Origin of the sequence: Sphingorhabdus lutea, from assembly GCF_001889025.1 — a bacterium.
Lineage (GTDB): Bacteria > Pseudomonadota > Alphaproteobacteria > Sphingomonadales > Sphingomonadaceae > Sphingorhabdus_B > Sphingorhabdus_B lutea.
In genome coordinates this window covers 2,096,570-2,115,159 of the sequence record NZ_CP018154.1, presented here as the reverse complement: position 1 = coordinate 2,115,159, position 18,590 = coordinate 2,096,570, and the positions used below count along the sequence as shown (strand labels likewise).

Annotated in this window: 13 protein-coding genes and 1 tRNA gene; 4 read left to right on the top strand and 10 right to left on the bottom strand. The window is 46.7% G+C overall.

Translation table 11 applies throughout. The features are described from left to right. The first annotated feature begins 235 nt into the window (after positions 1 to 235). A complete protein-coding gene (gene katG / locus LPB140_RS10055) occupies positions 236 to 2,410 on the top strand; it encodes a catalase/peroxidase HPI (RefSeq protein ID WP_072559715.1) in 2,175 nt (724 codons plus the stop codon). A gap of 168 nt (positions 2,411 to 2,578) precedes the next feature. Here katG and LPB140_RS10050 read toward each other — a convergent pair whose 3' ends face one another. Beyond that, positions 2,579 to 3,850: an aspartate kinase gene (locus LPB140_RS10050; protein WP_072559714.1), complete on the bottom strand. Its 1,272-nt coding sequence runs from the start codon at positions 3,848 to 3,850 to the stop codon at positions 2,579 to 2,581. Between the two features lie 64 nt (positions 3,851 to 3,914). Here LPB140_RS10050 and ubiG point away from each other — a divergent pair, with 64 nt between their 5' ends. Then, a complete protein-coding gene (gene ubiG / locus LPB140_RS10045; RefSeq protein ID WP_072559713.1) occupies positions 3,915 to 4,649 on the top strand; it encodes a bifunctional 2-polyprenyl-6-hydroxyphenol methylase/3-demethylubiquinol 3-O-methyltransferase UbiG in 735 nt (244 codons plus the stop codon). Between the two features lie 47 nt (positions 4,650 to 4,696). On the opposite strand, the gene LPB140_RS10040 is transcribed toward ubiG, so the two are convergent. The 6 genes from LPB140_RS10040 to LPB140_RS10015 all read right to left on the bottom strand — a co-directional run bounded on the left by LPB140_RS10040 (position 4,697) and on the right by LPB140_RS10015 (position 13,805). After that, positions 4,697 to 5,368, bottom strand: a complete 672-nt coding sequence (locus LPB140_RS10040; protein ID WP_072559712.1) for a glutathione S-transferase family protein — start codon at positions 5,366 to 5,368, stop codon at positions 4,697 to 4,699. A 65-nt stretch (positions 5,369 to 5,433) separates the two neighbouring features. Continuing rightward, positions 5,434 to 5,775 (bottom strand): VOC family protein, encoded by a 342-nt coding sequence (locus tag LPB140_RS10035; protein WP_072559711.1) that lies wholly within the window; start codon positions 5,773 to 5,775, stop codon positions 5,434 to 5,436. Positions 5,776 to 5,807: 32 nt separating this feature from the next. Then, positions 5,808 to 10,334 (bottom strand): glutamate synthase large subunit, encoded by a 4,527-nt coding sequence (gene gltB, locus LPB140_RS10030; RefSeq protein ID WP_072559710.1) that lies wholly within the window; start codon positions 10,332 to 10,334, stop codon positions 5,808 to 5,810. Between the two features lie 52 nt (positions 10,335 to 10,386). Beyond that, entirely contained in the window at positions 10,387 to 11,829 is a 1,443-nt protein-coding gene (locus LPB140_RS10025; RefSeq protein ID WP_072560843.1) for an NAD(P)-dependent oxidoreductase, read from the bottom strand. A gap of 159 nt (positions 11,830 to 11,988) precedes the next feature. After that, complete coding sequence (locus LPB140_RS10020; protein WP_072559709.1) at positions 11,989 to 12,789, bottom strand: undecaprenyl-diphosphate phosphatase; 801 nt, start codon at positions 12,787 to 12,789, stop codon at positions 11,989 to 11,991. Then, entirely contained in the window at positions 12,786 to 13,805 is a 1,020-nt protein-coding gene (locus LPB140_RS10015) for a complex I NDUFA9 subunit family protein (protein WP_335682189.1), read from the bottom strand. The genes LPB140_RS10020 and LPB140_RS10015 overlap by 4 nt, the downstream gene beginning before the upstream one ends. Positions 13,806 to 14,063: 258 nt before the next feature. On the opposite strand from LPB140_RS10015, the gene LPB140_RS10010 reads away from it, so the two are divergent. Next, positions 14,064 to 14,150, top strand: a tRNA-Leu gene (locus LPB140_RS10010). Positions 14,151 to 14,176: 26 nt separating this feature from the next. Here LPB140_RS10010 and LPB140_RS10005 read toward each other — a convergent pair. Next, a complete protein-coding gene (locus tag LPB140_RS10005; RefSeq protein ID WP_072559708.1) occupies positions 14,177 to 15,577 on the bottom strand; it encodes a hypothetical protein in 1,401 nt (466 codons plus the stop codon). Between the two features lie 111 nt (positions 15,578 to 15,688). Here LPB140_RS10005 and LPB140_RS10000 point away from each other — a divergent pair, with 111 nt between their 5' ends. Further along, positions 15,689 to 16,264, top strand: a complete 576-nt coding sequence (locus tag LPB140_RS10000) for a TetR/AcrR family transcriptional regulator (protein ID WP_072559707.1) — start codon at positions 15,689 to 15,691, stop codon at positions 16,262 to 16,264. Positions 16,265 to 16,321: 57 nt separating this feature from the next. Here LPB140_RS10000 and LPB140_RS09995 read toward each other — a convergent pair whose 3' ends face one another. Together LPB140_RS09995 and LPB140_RS09990 are read right to left on the bottom strand one after the other, a co-directional pair. Then, a complete protein-coding gene (locus LPB140_RS09995) occupies positions 16,322 to 17,152 on the bottom strand; it encodes a hypothetical protein (RefSeq protein ID WP_072559706.1) in 831 nt (276 codons plus the stop codon). A gap of 14 nt (positions 17,153 to 17,166) precedes the next feature. Continuing rightward, complete coding sequence (locus LPB140_RS09990) at positions 17,167 to 18,363, bottom strand: tetratricopeptide repeat protein (protein WP_198024110.1); 1,197 nt, start codon at positions 18,361 to 18,363, stop codon at positions 17,167 to 17,169. Positions 18,364 to 18,590: the final 227 nt, after the last annotated feature.

Sequence of the window (18,590 nt, the reverse complement as noted above, 5' to 3'; positions counted from 1 at the left end):
CCTACGTAATATTGAAATAATTATTATTTACGATATGTTTTAATTTCCTGCTTTAGCGTCCAAAATGTGAAAGGAGCAAGGAAATAAATAAATGGTAAAGCCAATATTGAGCAGTTTCCTCAGATAGTTTTAAGTGGTAAAATCGATTACAGGAAGAAGTTTAATCGATTTGCACAATTTATTTTATAGGTGCATATAAAGTGCAGATTAAATGAAATAGGAAAGGCGAGATTTTATGAACGATATATCAAAATGTCCGGTAATGCATGGCGAGGCACGCCCGTTAATGGGGCGCAGCAATCGTGATTGGTGGCCAAAGGCTTTAAATATGGAAATTTTGCAACAATCAGGTCGGCGCACTGATCCTGTTGATGCCGATTTCAACTATGCCAAATCATTTGAAAAAATCGATTATCAGCAATTGAAAAAAGATATTCGCGATTTGATGACCGATAGCAAGCCGTGGTGGCCCGCCGATTATGGTCATTATGGCCCATTTTTCATTCGCATGGCATGGCATGCTGCGGGCACATATCGCACCGCCGATGGTCGTGGCGGCGGCAATAGCGGACAGCAACGTTTTGCCCCGTTAAACAGCTGGCCCGACAATGGCAATTTGGATAAAGCGCGCCGTTTATTATGGCCGATTAAACAAAAATATGGTCAGCAAATCAGCTGGGCCGATTTATATATTCTTGCTGGAAATGTTGCCATTGAATCAATGGGCGGTCCGGTATTTGGATTTGGCGGCGGCCGCGCCGATGTGTTTGAACCAGAAACCGTTTATTGGGGCAATGAAGATCAATGGGTAAGCGAAGGCGTGCAAACCCGTATTGATCCCGATAAGCAATTGGAGCTTGAAAACCCATTGGCCGCGATTCAAATGGGGTTGATTTATGTTAATCCCGAAGGCCCAGGCGGCAATCCAGATCCCGCTTTGTCCGCCCGCGATATTCGTGAAACATTTGCTCGTATGGGAATGAATGACGAAGAAACCGTTGCATTGGTCGCCGGTGGCCACGCATTTGGCAAGGCACATGGCGCAGGCGATGCTGCCTTGGTCGGTGAAGCGCCAGAAGGCGGCGATATTACACAGCAAGGTTTGGGTTGGACCAGTGGATTTGAAAGCGGCGTTGGCGCTCATGCCATTACCAGCGGAATCGAAGGTTCATGGTCATCCACACCAACGCAGTGGAATGGCAATTATTTCCGCCTGTTGATGGATTATGAGTATGAATTGGTGAAAAGCCCCGCAGGCGCACATCAATGGCAGCCAATAAATCAAAAAGAAGAAGATATGGCACCTGCCGCGCATGATGCAGGCAAAAAAGTGCCGACCATGATGACGACCGCAGATTTGGCGTTAAAAACCGATCCTGAATATCGCAAAATTTCGGAAAATTTCCGCAATAATCAGGCGGCCTTGGATGACGCATTTGCGCGTGCTTGGTTCAAACTTTGCCACCGCGATATGGGGCCAAAGGCGCGTTATGTTGGACCTGAAGTCCCTGCCGAAGATTTGATTTGGCAAGATCCTGTTCCTGCGGGCACTGCATTAAGCGATGCCGAAATTGCCGAATTTAAAAAGGCGATTTTGAATAGCGGGCTTAGCATTCCTCAATTGGTCAAGGCGGCATGGGCATCGGCATCCACCTATCGCAAATCCGACCATCGTGGCGGTGCAAATGGTGCGCGCGTGCGGCTTGCCCCACAAAATGGATGGGCAGTAAATGATCCAGAGGAATTGTCGCATGTGATATCAAAGCTGGAAGAAATTAAAGGCAGTGCCAATATATCCATCGCCGATTTGATTGTTCTTGGTGGCACTGCAGCGGTTGAGGCCGCAGCAAAGGCCGCCGGAATGGAAATCTCCATCCCCGTTACAACCGGCAGGGGCGATGCCAGCGCAGAGCAAACCGATGTTGAAAGTTTTGAGGTAATGGAGCCACAGGCAGATGGCTTTAGAAATTATCTAAAATCAAAAATGTCGGTGCGCACTGAGGAATTATTGATTGATCGTGCTGATTTATTAGGGCTTTCCATTTCCGAAATGACTGTTTTGGTCGGCGGTCTTCGTGTTTTGGGCGCAAATAGCGGCAATCGCGAACATGGCGTCTTTACCGAAAGAAAAGGCCAGTTGACCAACGACTTTTTCGCCAATTTGTTAAGCATGGATGTCGTGTGGAGCGCGGTTGAAGGCAGCAATGACGAAGAATTTGTCGGAACAGACCGGGCCAGCGGTGCAGAAAAATGGAAAGCCAGCCGTGCCGATTTGATTTTTGGTTCGCATGCACAGCTTCGCGCAATGTCAGAATTTTACGCAGAAAATGGCAATGAAGCCAAATTTGTGAAAGATTTTGCCAATGCATGGGCAAAAATTATGGATGCTGATCGTTTTGATATAGCATAAATATATGCCCTTTATGGGCATCGCGCGCGGGCTTTTTCTCCCCCCCATTGGTCCGCGCGCACTTTATTTCTTCATTATTTGTGAATTTTTTTTTTACAAATCACAAACGCAAAAAAACCGGCTGAAATTGCTCTCAGCCGGTTTGATTATGAATATTAAATTTAGTTTTTATTCCGCATCAAGCCCATAGGCAGTGTGCAGCACACGCACGGCCAGCTCGGTTTCATCTTCATCAATCAGCACGCTGACCTTAATTTCCGATGTGGAAATCGCCTGTATGTTGATTTTGCGGTCCGCCAAAGATGTAAACATAGTGCTGGCAACGCCGGCATGGCTTTTCATACCAACACCGACAACCGATATTTTGGCGACTTTGGTATCTGAAATAAGGCGGTTAAATCCGATTTTCTCCCGCGCATTTTCCAAAATAGAGGTGCAGCGGACCAAATCGGCCTGTGGCACGGTAAATGTCACATCGGTTTCGCCCTTATCACGGCCCACATTTTGAATTATCATATCCACGTTAATGGCGGCATCGGCCAAGGGGGCAAAAATATTTGATACTGCGCCGGGTAAATCGGGCACACGGGTAAGGGTAAGTTTTGCCTCATTTTTATCATGGGCGATACCGGTGATGAGTTGGCGTTCCACTATTTCATTCTCCAATTCCATTTTTTCCAGCTCTTCATCGCTGACAATCATTGTGCCGGGGATGCTATCTGCATTGGGGGCATTTTCGTCGGTAAAGGAGGATAAAACCTGAACCTTTACCCCTTCTTTCATGGCCAAACCGACCGAGCGGGTTTGCAAAACCTTTGCCCCCACACTGGCCAATTCCAACATTTCTTCATATGTGACTGCTTTTAATTTACGCGCGCGGGCAACAATGCGCGGGTCGGTGGTATATACCCCGTCAACATCGGTATAAATATCGCATCTGTCCGCTTTTACCGCCGCCGCAATGGCCACCGCGCTGGTATCTGAACCCCCGCGTCCCAATGTGGTGATGCGGTTTTCATCGCTAAGCCCCTGAAAACCAGGAATGACGGCAATTTCACCCGACTGCATCGACGCGATAAGGGCTTCTGCATCAATATTACCGATACGTGCCTTGGCATATGCTTTGTCGGTGTGGATGGGCATTTGCCAGCCAAGCCAGCTTCGTGCCTTTGCACCAAGTGCCTGTAGCGTAAGGGCAAGCAAGCCGCTTGTCACTTGTTCGCCGCTGGCCACGACCACATCATATTCTGCTGGATCATATAGGGGATTTGCCTCTCGACAAAAATTGACCAAACGATCGGTTTCGCCCGCCATGGCGGAAACAACAACGGCGACTTCATGGCCGGCATCGGCCTGACTGCGGACAATTTGGGCGACGCGGCGAATACGTTCGCTGCCCGCCATGGATGTCCCGCCAAATTTCATTACTATACGTGCCATTTTTTTCGATATTTTCCTTAAATAAAGGCTGTGAACTCATGCCATGACCTGATAATGTGGCCGAATGGCAAAGGCAAGCAATGATATTACAATTTTAGGGGCTGAAGCGGAACATTTCGGTACTTTGGCGGCCGATTGGTGGAATCCAAAGGGCAGCTCGGCAATGCTGCACAAATTAAATCCGGTGCGGCTGGCCTTTATCCGCCGCGTAATTGATGATTTTTTTGGCACTGACCCACAATTAAGGCAGCCAATTTTGGATAAAAATATTGTTGATGTGGGATGCGGTGCGGGTTTGCTTTGCGAACCATTGGCCCGTTTGGGCGGCAATATATATGGCGTGGATGCGGCGGGTGAAAATATTGCGGTGGCGCGCGATCATGCCGCAAATTCTGGATTAAAAATTTCCTATCATCATGGCGAAATTGGCCAGATAAAATTACCTTTTATGGACATTGTCAGCTCGATGGAGGTGTTGGAACATGTCCTCGATCCACAAATATTCCTTCGTCAATTGGCTGATAAGTTGAAATCAGATGGATTGATGCTGTTATCCACACCAAATCGGACCACGGCATCGCGGTTATTTTTGGTGGAGGCGGCCGAACGTTTTGGCATGGTGCCGCGCGGCACACATGATTGGAACAAATTTATCAAGCCTGATGAGCTTGGCCAAATGCTGGATAATATTGGCATGGAAATTATTGATATGCGCGGTATTGGCTTTTCCCCGGCAAAGGGGCTGCATTTGTCCGATAATATCGATTTAAATTATATATTAAGCGCGAAATTTAAGTAATTTGATTAAAAATTTGCGCAAAAGCAGCCATTAAGAGAAAACGGCCATTAAAAATCGACCTGATCATAATGGGCAGGGGGGGCAATCGCCTTCATCCGCTCGGACAATAAGGGGCGGAAGCTTGGCCGGCTTTTAAACATGGAATACCATGCCTTGGTCTGGGCATGTCCAGTCCAATCAATGCCGCCAAGATAATCGGCAACCGATAATTGGGCCGCCGCCGCCAAATCGGCCAGGCTCATCTTTGCGCCCGCCATCCAATTGCGATGGTCGATTAAATAATCCATATAATCCAAATGGCCATTGGCAAGGCGCATCGCCTCCCGCAACACGCCGGCATTTGGGGATTCGCGCGATACCAATCTTTTACGCATCCGTTCATGCAATAAGGGCGCGGTAACATCGCCATAAAATTGTTCATCAAACCATGAAACAAGGCGGCGGATTTCGGCGCGATATTCCGCGCTGCCATTTATCATTTTGGCGCTGTCAACGGTTTCGTCCAAATATTCGCAAATGGCCATGCTGTCGCACAGGGTGATATTCTTTTCTTCATGCACCAAAACGGGTGTGCGGCCCGTGGGGTTCATATATAAAAATTCATCGCGCAATTCCCACGGAAATTCGCTTTGCAAGCTATATGCAATGCCTTTTTCGCCCATCAATAGACGGACCTTGCGTGAAAAAGGACAAATAGGAAATTGATGCAGACGCCACATAAGACCCATTTACCCGATTATGGTATAAAGTGAAGAATTAAATTAAGATTATATGAAAGGATGAATTAAGAATTGGGTTGGTAAATTGCAATGCGGTTGCCATCCACATCCAACATTTCAAATCTTTGCCCGCCGGGATATCCGAATATTTCTGCAACAATTTTTTGCCCAGATGATTGCGCCAATGCATAGCTTGCGCCTATATCATCGGTTTCAAAAACAGGCAGGGGCGGGGTTTTTACTTCATGGGCCGCCGCGATCGCAAAATGGGCGGGGCCATCCTCTGCGGCAATATATTCTGGTCCATATTCAGTGAATTTTAAACCAAGCAATTGTTGATAAAATAATTTGGCCCGCGCTACGTCATTTGATTGAATTTCAATATAGTTTAACGCTATTTTGGGCATATAATATCCTTATAATTGCTTGGTTTATTATATTATTCGGCCGCCTGTAATGTGGGTTTGTCGGATAAAGGCTGGGACAGCCGTTCCAACATTTCCTTGGGGCAAATTTGCCAAAATTTACCGCGCATATTTTCCCAATCATGCAGAATATTTTGCGACCATTTACTGTCGGTTTTCTCGGCATGTTCGATGACAAGATTTTTTAATTCTTCTTCCCAATAGGCGCTTTCCAACCGTTGCCACATAATGGATTCAGGGTTGGCGGATTTTTCAAAACTATCATCCAAATCAAGAACAAATGCCATACCGCCGGTCATGCCTGCTCCAAAATTATTGCCCGTTTTGCCCAAAATAACCGCAATGCCGCCGGTCATATATTCAAGGCCGTTTGATCCGCATCCCTCGACCACGACTTTGGCGCCGCTATTGCGCACGGCAAAACGCTCACCCGCTTGACCCGCCGCAAATAATTTGCCCGATGTCGCGCCATATAAAACAGTGTTGCCGACAATGCTATTTTCCTGACTTTGCAGGGCGGAGCTGACCGTTGGGCGGACAATAATTGTCCCGCCGGATAATCCCTTGCCCACATAATCATTGGCATCGCCAAATACTTCCAAGCTAATCCCTTGGCATAAAAATGCGCCAAGCGATTGTCCCGTTGACCCGCGCAGACGGATATGAACATGGCCCTCATTCAATGATTTCATGCCATAAAGTCTTGTTATTTCCGATGACAGGCGTGTGCCAACGGCGCGGTGGGTATTGCGAACATTATAGGTAAGCTGCATTTTCTCACCCCGTTCAAATACAGCCTTTGCATCTTGAATAATTTGCGCGTCCAAACTGTCTGGTACTTCATTACGGTGGGTTTTGATGCCAAAGCGGCGTTCATGATCGGGCGCATCAACCTTTGCCAAAATAGGGTTAAGGTCAAGATCGTCCAAATGCTCTGCGCCTCTGCTTACCTGACGTAATAAATGGGTTTGGCCGATAATCTCATCCAATGATGTATAGCCAAGCTGCGCCAATATTTCGCGCACTTCCTCCGCAATAAAGGACATAAGATTGATGACCTTTTCCGGTGTGCCGGTAAATTTCTCGCGCAAGCGTTCATCCTGAACACATACCCCCACAGGGCAGGTGTTGCTGTGGCATTGGCGCACCATGATGCACCCCATGGCGACCAGGCTTAATGTGCCAATACCAAATTCTTCCGCGCCCAAAATGGCGGCGATAACAATATCGCGGCCCGTTTTTAACCCGCCATCGGTACGTAATTTTACGCGGTGACGAAGCCGATTAAGCGTTAAGACTTGGTTCGCCTCGGACAGGCCCATTTCCCATGGCGTTCCGGCATATTTAATGCTGGTTAAGGGGGATGCACCTGTACCGCCAACATTGCCCGAAACCAAAATGACATCGGCATGCGCCTTTGCCACGCCTGCCGCAATTGTTCCAATGCCGGCGGAGCTGACCAATTTCACGCAAACGCGCGCACGTGGGTTAATTTGTTTCAAATCATAAATTAACTGTGCCAAATCCTCAATGGAGTAAATATCATGATGAGGCGGGGGTGATATTAAGGTTACACCGGGGGTTGAATGGCGCAGTTTTGCAATAAATTCGGTTACTTTAAAACCGGGTAATTGCCCGCCTTCGCCAGGCTTTGCACCTTGGGCAACCTTTATTTCAATCTCATCGCATGACCCCAAATATTCGGCGGTAACGCCAAAACGGCCCGATGCCACCTGTTTAATCACGCTGTTCGCATTATCACCATTGGGATAGGGGGTATAGCGGCTGCTATCTTCGCCGCCTTCGCCCGAAACTGCCTTTGCGCCAATTCGGTTCATGGCAATGGCCAATGTTTCATGCGCCTCTGGCGATAAAGCGCCAAGGCTCATCCCCGGGGTGATAAAGCGTTTACGAATTTCGGTAATCGCCTCCACATCGTCAATTGGCACAGCTTTGTTAATATAGTTAAATTCCATCAAATCGCGTAAATATACGGGCGGCATTTCCTTTACCGCTTGGGAAAATTGCAAATAGGTGGAATAGCTGTCATTGGCGACGGAGCTTTGCAATAAATGCATAACGCCGGCGGAATAGGCATGGGTTTCGCCACCATGGCGGGCCTTATAAAACCCACCAATGGGCAGGCGGATTGCCCCGCTTTCATATGCCTGTTCATGGCGCATTTGTGAATTGAGGAATAAGGAGGCATAGCCTTCACCTGATATTTTGGTCGGCATTCCGGGGAAAAGCTCATTCACCAAGGCGCGGCTTAATCCTACGGCTTCGAAATTATATCCGCCGCGATAGCTGGAAATAACGGCAATGCCCATTTTGGATAGGATTTTTAACAATCCCTCATTCACCGCCACACGGTAATTTTCAATCGCCTGTTCAAGGGTAAATCCGTCCAACAAACCGCGATTATGACGATCGACAATTGATTGTTCGGCCACATAAGCATTAACCGTTGTCGCGCCAACGCCAATTAACACGGCAAAATAATGGGTATCCAAACATTCCGAAGAACGCACATTGACGGAGGAATAGCTGCGCAGTCCCTTGCGAACCAAATGGGTGTGCACCGCAGCTGCGGCCAGCACCATGGGTATGGAGATTTTATCAGGGCCGATATTTTCATCGGACAGGAATAATTCGGTTTTGCCCGTGCGGACGGCATTTTCCGCTTCTTCCCTAATCCGTGCAATCGCCGCGCGCATGCCATTTACCCCGCTTTCGGGATCATAACAGCAATCAATATGCGCCACCACTTTGGTAAATGCCTTGGACAGGCGCACCCAATCCTTATTGGTTAAAACCGGGCTTTCCAATACCAGCACATCTTCATTTTGGCTTTTTTCATCCAAAATATTGGCAAGGTTGGAAAAACGAGTTTTCAGGCTCATCACATGACGTTCGCGCAAACTGTCAATTGGCGGGTTGGTCACTTGGCTAAAATTTTGGCGGAAAAATTGGCTGATTAAACGCGGCTTATCACTTACCACGGCAAGCGGGCTGTCATCGCCCATTGACCCAATGGCTTCCTTGGCATCTTCAGCCATGGGGGCAAGGACCATTTCGACATCTTCCAATGTCATGCCAGCGGCGACTTGCCGGCGGGTTAATTCTGCCTTGTCCCAGTTAAATGATGCATCATCATCGGCCAAGGGCAGATCGTTAATATTACGAAACCCTTTTACCAATGCGGTATAATCCTGTTCATTGGCAGTACGGTCTTTTAAATCCTTGTCACGATATACCGCGCCTTCATCCAAATTAACGGCAATCATTTGCCCTGGGCCAAGGCGGCCTTTTTCAATCACGCTGCTTTCGGGCAGAACAACCATGCCGGTTTCAGAACCGATGACCAGAAGATTATCATTGGTAATTGAATAACGCAGCGGGCGTAGCGCATTGCGGTCAACCCCAGCAAGCGCCCATTTGCCATCAACCATGGCAAGTGCGGCAGGACCATCCCATGGTTCCATCACGCTCGCCATATATTGATACATTGCCTTATGCGTTTCGGGCAGGTCGCTATTGCTGTGCCATGCCTCTGGGATCAGCATCAATTTGGCGGTTGGTGCTTCCTTGCCCGAACGGACCAATGTTTCAAACACCGCGTCCAATGCGGCGGTATCGGATGATCCGGCAGGGATAACAGGTTTAATGTCGTTGGAATGATCACCAAAGGCAAGGCTGGCCATTTTTATTTCATGGCTTTTCATCCAATTTTTATTGCCCCTTATGGTGTTAATTTCGCCATTATGGGCCAATTGGCGAAATGGTTGGGCCAACCACCATTGGGGGAATGTATTGGTGCTATATCTTTGGTGGAAAATGGCCACGCGGCTGATAAAGCGATCATCCTGTAAATCAGGATAAAAATCGGATAGGCTTTCGGCCAGAAACAGCCCCTTATAAATAATGGATTGGTTGGAAAGAGAGCAGATATAAAAATCATTTACCTGTGCGGCGATAACCTGTTTTTCAATCCGGCGGCGGACCAGATATAATTGTTTTTCAAATTCTGCGCGTGATTGTTCCTCCGGCAACGGACCGGCAATCATAATTTGTTCAATTTCGGGGCGGGTGCGCTGTGCCTTATCCCCAATAACCGACACATTGACGGGCACTTGCCGCCATCCATAAATGGTATATCCCGCCGCGATAAGTTCAGATTCCACCAAGGTGCGGCATGTTTCCTGTGCATTTAAATCTGTGCGGGGCAGGAAAATCATGCCCACCGCCAAATGATTTGGCTGTACCGCATGACCGCTTGCCGCAATGGCATCGTCAAAAAATCGCACGGGCAAATCCACATGGATACCCGCGCCATCGCCGGTTTTCCCATCTGCGTCCACCGCGCCCCTGTGCCACACAGCCTTTAACGCATCAATGGCGGCCACCACCACACGGCGCGATGCATTGCCATCTGTCGCGGCGATAAGGCCGACGCCGCACGCATCACCTTCAAATTCGGGGCGATACATGCCTTCATTGGCCATGCGTTCATGTTCAGCAGTTGGAAAATTTGTTGTCATATCTTTTGTCCATTTTGGCCAATTAGGCCGGAAATATTGGGTGGATTATGGTTTAAGCAGCCAATGCGGCTTTTTTTTGAGACTTTGCCCATTGGTGCATATATTGGGTGACATCGCGGCCATCGCGAATTGCCCACACAACCAAACTGGCCCCGCGAACAATATCTCCAATGGCAAAAACCCCGTCTAAATTGGTCATCATATTTTTATGATCCGCTCTTATTGTGCCCCAACGGGTGACGGCCAATTCCTCGGCATCAAATAATTTAGGCAGGTTCTCAGGCTCAAAGCCAAGCGCCATAATAACCATATCGGCGGCGATTTCTTGTCCGCCATTTGGGTCAATTTCCGGCGCACGGCGGCCCGATGAATCGGGTGGGCCAAGACGCATCATATTTGCCGACACGCCCGCCGCCTTGCCATTTTCAACAATGATTTCAGCAGGGGAGGTTAACCAGACAAATTCAACGCCTTCTTCCTCGGCATTTTTCACCTCGCGAGCAGAGCCAGGCATATTTTCCTTGTCACGGCGATATAGGCATTTAACCGAATTTGCCCCTTGGCGAATGGCGGTGCGAACACAGTCCATGGCGGTGTCGCCGCCGCCAATAACGACAATATTTTTGCCCTTGGCATCAAATCGTCCATTGTCAAATTCGGGAACATCATCGCCAAAATATTTGCGGTTGGAAATGGATAAATAATCCAATGCTTTTTCAACGCCGCTGGCATCCTCGCCCTTAATTTTCGCCTCACGTGATTTATACACGCCCGTGGCGATAAGGACCATGTCATGCATTTTGCGTAAATCGGAAAATTTAACATCGCCGCCAATATCGGCGTTTAGATGGAAAATAATCCCTGCTTTTTTAAGACGATCTATCCGGCGGGTGACAACCTCTTTTTCCAATTTAAAACCAGGAATGCCATAGGTAAGAAGGCCGCCCGCGCGGTCGCTTCGTTCATAAATGTGAATTTCATGGCCCAATGCAGCCAATCCTTCGGCGGCGGTTAAACCGCCAGGACCTGATCCAATAATCGCAACCTTTATGCCGGTTTTTGTGGCGCAGATAATATCTTCTACCCATCCATTTTCCCATGCGGTATCGGTGATATATTTTTCCACCGAACCAATGGTGACTGCGTCATGACCGGAAAATTCAATGACGCAATTGCCTTCACAAAGGCGATCCTGCGGGCAGATGCGGCCGCAAATTTCGGGCATAGACGATGTCATGGCCGACATTTCATATGCCTCTTGCAAACGACCCTCAGCGGTTAATTTCAGCCAATCGGGAATATGATTATGCAAAGGGCAATGGACGGTGCAATAGGGCACACCGCATTGCGAACAACGCGATGCCTGTTCATTTGCATCTGCGTCATTATATCTATTGGATATTTCCTGAAAATCCTTTGCGCGCAATTCTGCACCGCGTTTTTCAGGAAATTTTTGACCTACATCTACAAATTTTAATAATTTCTCTTTTGCCATTATCTGCCCTTTCAAGAAAGGCGCAAATAACATCACAAAAAGAGCGCGTCACCCCAAAAACGACACATAGGACAGCTATGCTTACCTAAAAAATGACATTTCGCAAAGGTCTATATAATAAAATTACAAAATTTGGCAAATTTTAAGGCCGCATCGGACCTATATGACTGTAAGCCAGATAAGGCCCGCTGCACCAGCAGCGATTCTATACCAAGCAAAGGGTGCAAAGCCATAGCGTGTGATGACAGCCAAAAAACCTTTTACCACGATGATGGCAACGATGAAGGATACGACAAAACCTATGCCAATTAAGCTAAGGTCGTCGGTTGTAATTTCGCTGCGATGTTTGAACATTTGCAATATTGTCGCGCCGGTTAAGGTGGGCAGGGCAAGGAAAAAGCTAAACTCTGCGGCGGTTTTGCGGTCAACGCCCATGGCCATTGCGCCCAATATGGTTGCGCCGGAACGGCTGACCCCTGGTATCATGGCAAGACATTGGATAAGGCCGATCATCGCCGATTTTTTGGCGGGCATAGCCGCAATGCCGCCTGATTCCTTTGGCTTTGCATATTTTTCCACCACCAAAATGGCAAATCCACCAATGATGAGTGACCAGCACACCAAAATCGCATTTTCCAACATCAATTCAATGGCATCGCCAAATGTCAATCCCAATATAACCGCAGGGAAAAATGCCAATAATAAATTGCGGGTAAATGCTATCGCACCAGCTTCTAAAGAAAATAGGCCCTTTAAGACATCCATAAATGTCCGCCAATAAAGCACCACAATCGCCAAAATCGCGCCAGGTTGAATGGCAATGTTAAATATGGCCCATTTTTGCGCATCATATCCCATTAACTCCGTTGCCAAAATTAAATGACCGGTGGAGGAAACGGGCAGAAATTCGGTTAATCCTTCGACAATGCCAAGGATGATTGCGGTAATAATATCGTTCATGCTCTTTTTAATCCTGAAAAACGGCCATGTTGGCGATATAGATCAAGCCAGCCATCAACCAATGATCGCATCGGCATGGGGGTAATGCCCGCCAATGAAACTGCGTCCTTGTCCGCACGCACAATATTATCCGATTGCAACATTTTATATTGATCATGATTTATCGGGGCAAAGGGCAACCATCCGGTCGCAATCGCAAATGCCTTGCCAATGGGTGCGGGCACGTCAACAAATAACGGGTTGCGACCCGTTTCCTGCGCTATCCAATGGTTTAACTCGCTCATGCTCAAAATATCTGGGCCGCCAGCATCCAATATTTGCCCTGAAAAATCATTATTCACCGATGCAGCGCAAATGACATTGGCAAGGTCGCCAGCAAAAATAGGCTGAAATTTCGTTGCCGCCCCAAAAATTGGCATCACGGGAAATAAACTGATCAATTTTGCAAAACGATTGATGAAATTATCTTCGGTGGCAAAAATAATTGAAGGGCGAATAATCGCAGCATTGGGATAGTTTTTCAGGACAGCCTGTTCACCTGCGGCTTTACTGCGGCCATATTTCGCCGGCGATTCAATATCTGCGCCAATAGCGGAAATATGCACCAATGACGCAATATTCTGCTGTGCTGCAATGGCGGCAATATTTGCCGCGCCTTCGCCATTCACTGCGGCCATTTCGTTTCCAAAAACGCCGACTAGGTTGATTGCAATATCGCAATTCATCATGGCACGGGCCACCTGATCCACATTTAATATATCACATTGAACAAATTGCGTTTGTCCTAAATTTCCCAATGGTTTAATATTATAAGAGCTTTTGGGATTGCGTGATGCAATGCGCACCCGCGCGCCCTTTTTCAAAAAAGCTTGGGCAACATAATGGCCCAAAAATCCATTGCCGCCAAAAATGGTGACAAGTTTATTTTCCAATAAATTAAGCTGCGGATTAAGCGATTGCACGGTTGGTTTTCTCCGAATTATCAACAGGTCAGCCAAAATTTTATATTTGGCCATTTTTTCATTGCTGGCTTTGCACATTTTTCGGCCCAATGGCAAGCATATCGGACATATTGCTATATATTATGATAAAATAACGGACAATGCGGCGCTTAATTTATCTTTGGCTTTCATAATTACTCTGCGCCCTCGCAATATATAGCCCAAATCTAATATATAATCACGCGCCCAATATAAGGTAGTAATGCGTTGACAAGTGGAATTTTGTAATTAAATGAAACCGTCTAATCGCCGCCGGTTTTACGGCGTTGATATGCCCAAATGGCGGAATTGGTAGACGCGCTAGCTTCAGGTGCTAGTATTCGCAAGGATGTGGAGGTTCGAGTCCTCTTTTGGGCACCACTTTGATGGTGGTTTAATTTTTATTTTCAATTTTTGGTTCCCATTTGAAACGCCATTAATTTGGCGACGGCAAGAGGGCCGGCGGCGCGGATGCGTTTCATCACTGCGATTTTATCATGATCATCGGGTTTAATATTTTTGACCAAATTGCTTGCCCCGTCCAAACGGTTATCGGCAATCCATTTGCTTAAATCCTTATCCTGTGACCAATGATATTGGTTCATAAAGGCCGCAGCGGTAAAACGGATAAAATCAAAAGTTGAATTGGGCAGGGGGACAAGCCCGCAAATATGGTTTTTTTCCTTATCATTGGCATAGGTTAATTCGGCATGGGCGACCAAGGCGGCGCTGAACACCGGTTGATAGGGGCGCACCAGTTGCGGGGTGATTAAATCACCTTGAAAAATTGGTTTTTCCTGAGTTTGCGGAATGGCGCGGGCGGAACAATCAATATGTAAAATATTGGCGCTGGTCGCTATATTTCCCTTTTCCATTTGAATTTCATTGGCCGTAATGGATGTAACATGGCCCATGCGGACGACATTTTTAATGCGGCGCAATTGTTCAACCTCCAATTGGGAAATGGTGGCTGCGTGGAACATTTGCGGTTCGACATTTGTGTCGATACGCAAAAAATATCCACATTGTTCAAGGCGTTTGAACATATCTTCGGGGGTTTCTGCCTCTGCTATCGCCTCCATCATGGCGGCCTGTGTGCCCAATGTGTCAAAGAAAAATTCATCACTCATTTGGGTGTTTTTCCGGTCAAGCAACCACGCATCGCGGTTAACAATCCATTTGATCTTATCCGGATTTACTCCATTTTCAAGCAACCATAAACAGGCGTCAATTCCCGTTTTGCCTGCGCCAATGACCACATATCCATCGGGCGCTTTTTCCACCTGTGGTAAATTATTAAGGGGGATGAAACGGACATTTTCGGCAATATCGAAATTGGGTTTATGCGTGGCGGGGACGCTGGTTTTCAAAAAAGTGGCATCGACCATTTTTTTATTTGCAGTGACATGATTTTCATCGCCGTTAATTTTTGAAATAAATTTCCCATCGCCCATATAATCGCACATGGGGAAATATTGCACACGGCCACTGGGCAGAAATGTATGGCGCATGACATCGTCAAAATATGCGCTAACCTCTGCGCCGCTGGAAAGCTCTGCCAATCCGTCATTTAATCCGCCCTTTTCCAATCGGCCGCCGCTTAATTCCTTTGAAGAAACGCCGTAAAATGATGCTGGTTGGTGCAATTGAACAAAGGGATAGGCGACATTCCAATGGCCGCCTGGTTTTGCATAGCGGTCGATGATTATCATTGTCGCGTCGGACTCGCTTAAAATAATATCGGCAAAGGCCATGCCAATTGCGCCGCTGCCGATGATGACATAGTCTGCGTTTACTTGGACGGGCATGATATTTCCTTTGCGCTTGAGTATATGATATAAATGATTATAACACTGTTATATACATGATTATAACGCCGTTATATTTATGTCAAGCCATTTGCAATTGAAGATAATTTTATGCCAAGTCAGGAAGAAAAAATATTAAACGCCGCATCGCAAATCTTGCTGGAAAAAGGGCCAGCAGGGCTTAGCCTGCGGGTCATTGCCAAAATGGCAGGGGTTTCCACCATGGGGATTTACAGCTATTTTAACGGGAAACAGGGGCTGCTGGATGCATTATATATTCAAGGATTTGGCCATGTTTATGATGCGATGGAGGCGGCCAGCAAGATGGAAAATCCTAGGCAGGCTGCAATTGCCGGAACGCAGGGATATATTGATATGGCTCGCCAATATCAGGCGGAATATAGGTTGATTTTTGGCGGCAGCGGAGCTGATTACAGCCCGGGCGAAGATGCAAGAAAGGCAGAGGCAAGGGCATTTGGGCGATTAGTCGATATAGCCGCCAAATTATTGCCAGAAACTGCTAGCCTATCAGAAAAACAGAAAATGGCGTTGAAGATATGGGCGCTGGTTCATGGATATGTCAGCATATATTTGCACGGCGTGAATGATGTGCTGCAATTTGATGATTGGGACGCGCAAATTTTATCATCCATGTCGCAATTGGTGGATGCGACCCTTAAAATATAAAATTATCACGCTTAATGTTTGATATGGGATGGGTTGATTAAATGCCGCATAATTATATTATTTATTAACATTCAGATCATTTGCCGCCTCTGTCTTATCACTATGACCGCTTAGCATGATATGTTTTGTCTGTGGTGCGCCCTTGGCCGCTTCGTTAAATGACATCGCCACGGGGGAAAGCATGTCACCCTTTATATCAAAATCAAAATAGACATCGCCGCCCGTGGCACAGCAATTGCCATCCCCATCGCGCCAGATAAGCGAGCTGGCCATCATTTCGCGGAAATTATATTTTATATCTTTGCGCATTTCAAAACCTTCGGGAATATTCTCCTCGGCTTCCTTTATCCAGCTTATAATATCAACGGGCCGCCATGCAGCATTTTTATATTGATAGAGCATATCTGCATTACCATAAGCTGTTCCGGCCTGTCGCCCTTCAATATGGATAAGGGTGGGCTGATCATCATCATAAATTTGATAGGGTGGGTTTAGGAAATTGCTGCTTTGTGCAATGCCTGCAATTTTGGGTTCATCCAACAGGGTAAGGTCCAATAATATAGTCATTTGCACCTGCGGGCCATCCTTGGGCAGCAGCAACATTTGCACCCAAATTGCCGGGGCATGGTTGGGCGCGCCCAAAATCAACCCCTTTGCCGTTGATGCGCAATGCCCCATATATTCATAAATACATCCAGTTGTAATATGGTTTAAATCCTTGGGAATGGAAATGGCGTTTATCACATCTTGCACGCTGCACTCATCATCTGATTTCCCCGATGGACAGGCCAAAATTGGGTCGGAGGAATGCGCAATTAGCGCAATTGGCGCAATTGGCGCAATGGTGGCGGAGGAGATGCTGGCCGCAATGAATAAAGCTAATGACATAAATTTCCCTTTTATCAATTGGACGAAATGAAGGGCAGAGAGTTTAGCGCTTTACAGGATGGCGCATAATTTCTGTTGCAGGAAAAACTATATATATTGCGTGCTTCATCAATATTTTGGACGATTTTATCCCCCTTGGCATAGGCATTGCCCAAATCATAACATGCCTGATTCCAATCGCTGCAGGATTTAATCAATAATTTATGCCAATTTTCGATATTTTTGGGACCAGCTTCGCCATGATATTCCATGCTGGCCAAGCCATAGCAGCCCACAGCATCAAAATTATCGCATGCTTTGGTGAAAAATAATCGCGCCTGTTTAAAATCTTGGCGGCTTTGATATCCGGCATGATATATTTTACCCAAAACGGTGCAGGCAATATATATATTTTTGCTGCACCCGCTATATAGGCTGGCCTGTGCTCTGGCGACGGACAAAATATCGGTTTCTTTTAAAGATAGCGCCCGTAAATCATCGCATGATTGATAAAATCCAGCAGAGCAGGCAATGGAAACATCATTGATAAAATTATCTGGTTTAATGTCTCCAAATCTGCCCTCACGGTACATGCTGGCCAAATTTTCACATCCTTTCATGCTGTTATTCATACAGCCTTTTTCCGAATATAGCCGCGCATTATCCATATTTCGTGCCACACCGCTGCCCAAATAATATGCAACGCCCAAATCGGTGCAGCCATCGGCCAGATCTAAATCACATGCGGCAAGTGAATATTGATTGATAATCTTTTCCTCCTCGGCAATGGATAATGTGGATGAGGATTTATTTAAACGGCGGATAATCGCGCTATTTTGGCATGCAATGGCTAAATTCGCCTTACATGCCGCGTCATATATATCCTTTGCGCCTTTAATATTTTTTTCGCCGCCTTTGGCAAATTCCATCATGACGCCCAAATTATTACATGCATTTGCGTTGCCCAGGGAGCAGCCACGGGCATATTTGCCGCGCGCAATGACCATATTTTCGCTGCTTGATAATTCCAGCTCCAATGTTTTTGCGGCCCAGAAACAGGCGTCACCATTCCCCAAATCACAGCTTTGCAGCCATTTGACGGTGGCTTCGGAATATTGTTTTGCTTCATATAGGCCAACCGCTTCATCGGCCAATTTTGCGGCCTCTGGTGATATTTTATCTACTATATTCGCATGGGCGATATTGGCGGCGGATATGGAGGAAAATGCCATGATGACCCCCAATAAAAATTTGGATGTTTTGGGGTATTTTATAAGATGGTAAATGCGCAATTCTGTCTCCTTCATTTAATGATATTGTCATGAAGATGACAGGCCAAGTCAAATGACAAAGGCTGTTATTTTTCAATATATAAATAAACTTAAGCAGTGTCAGCGCCAATTTATTTTGAACAAAAAAAAGGAGAGCCAAAGCCCTCCTTTCTTCATCAATTTATGTA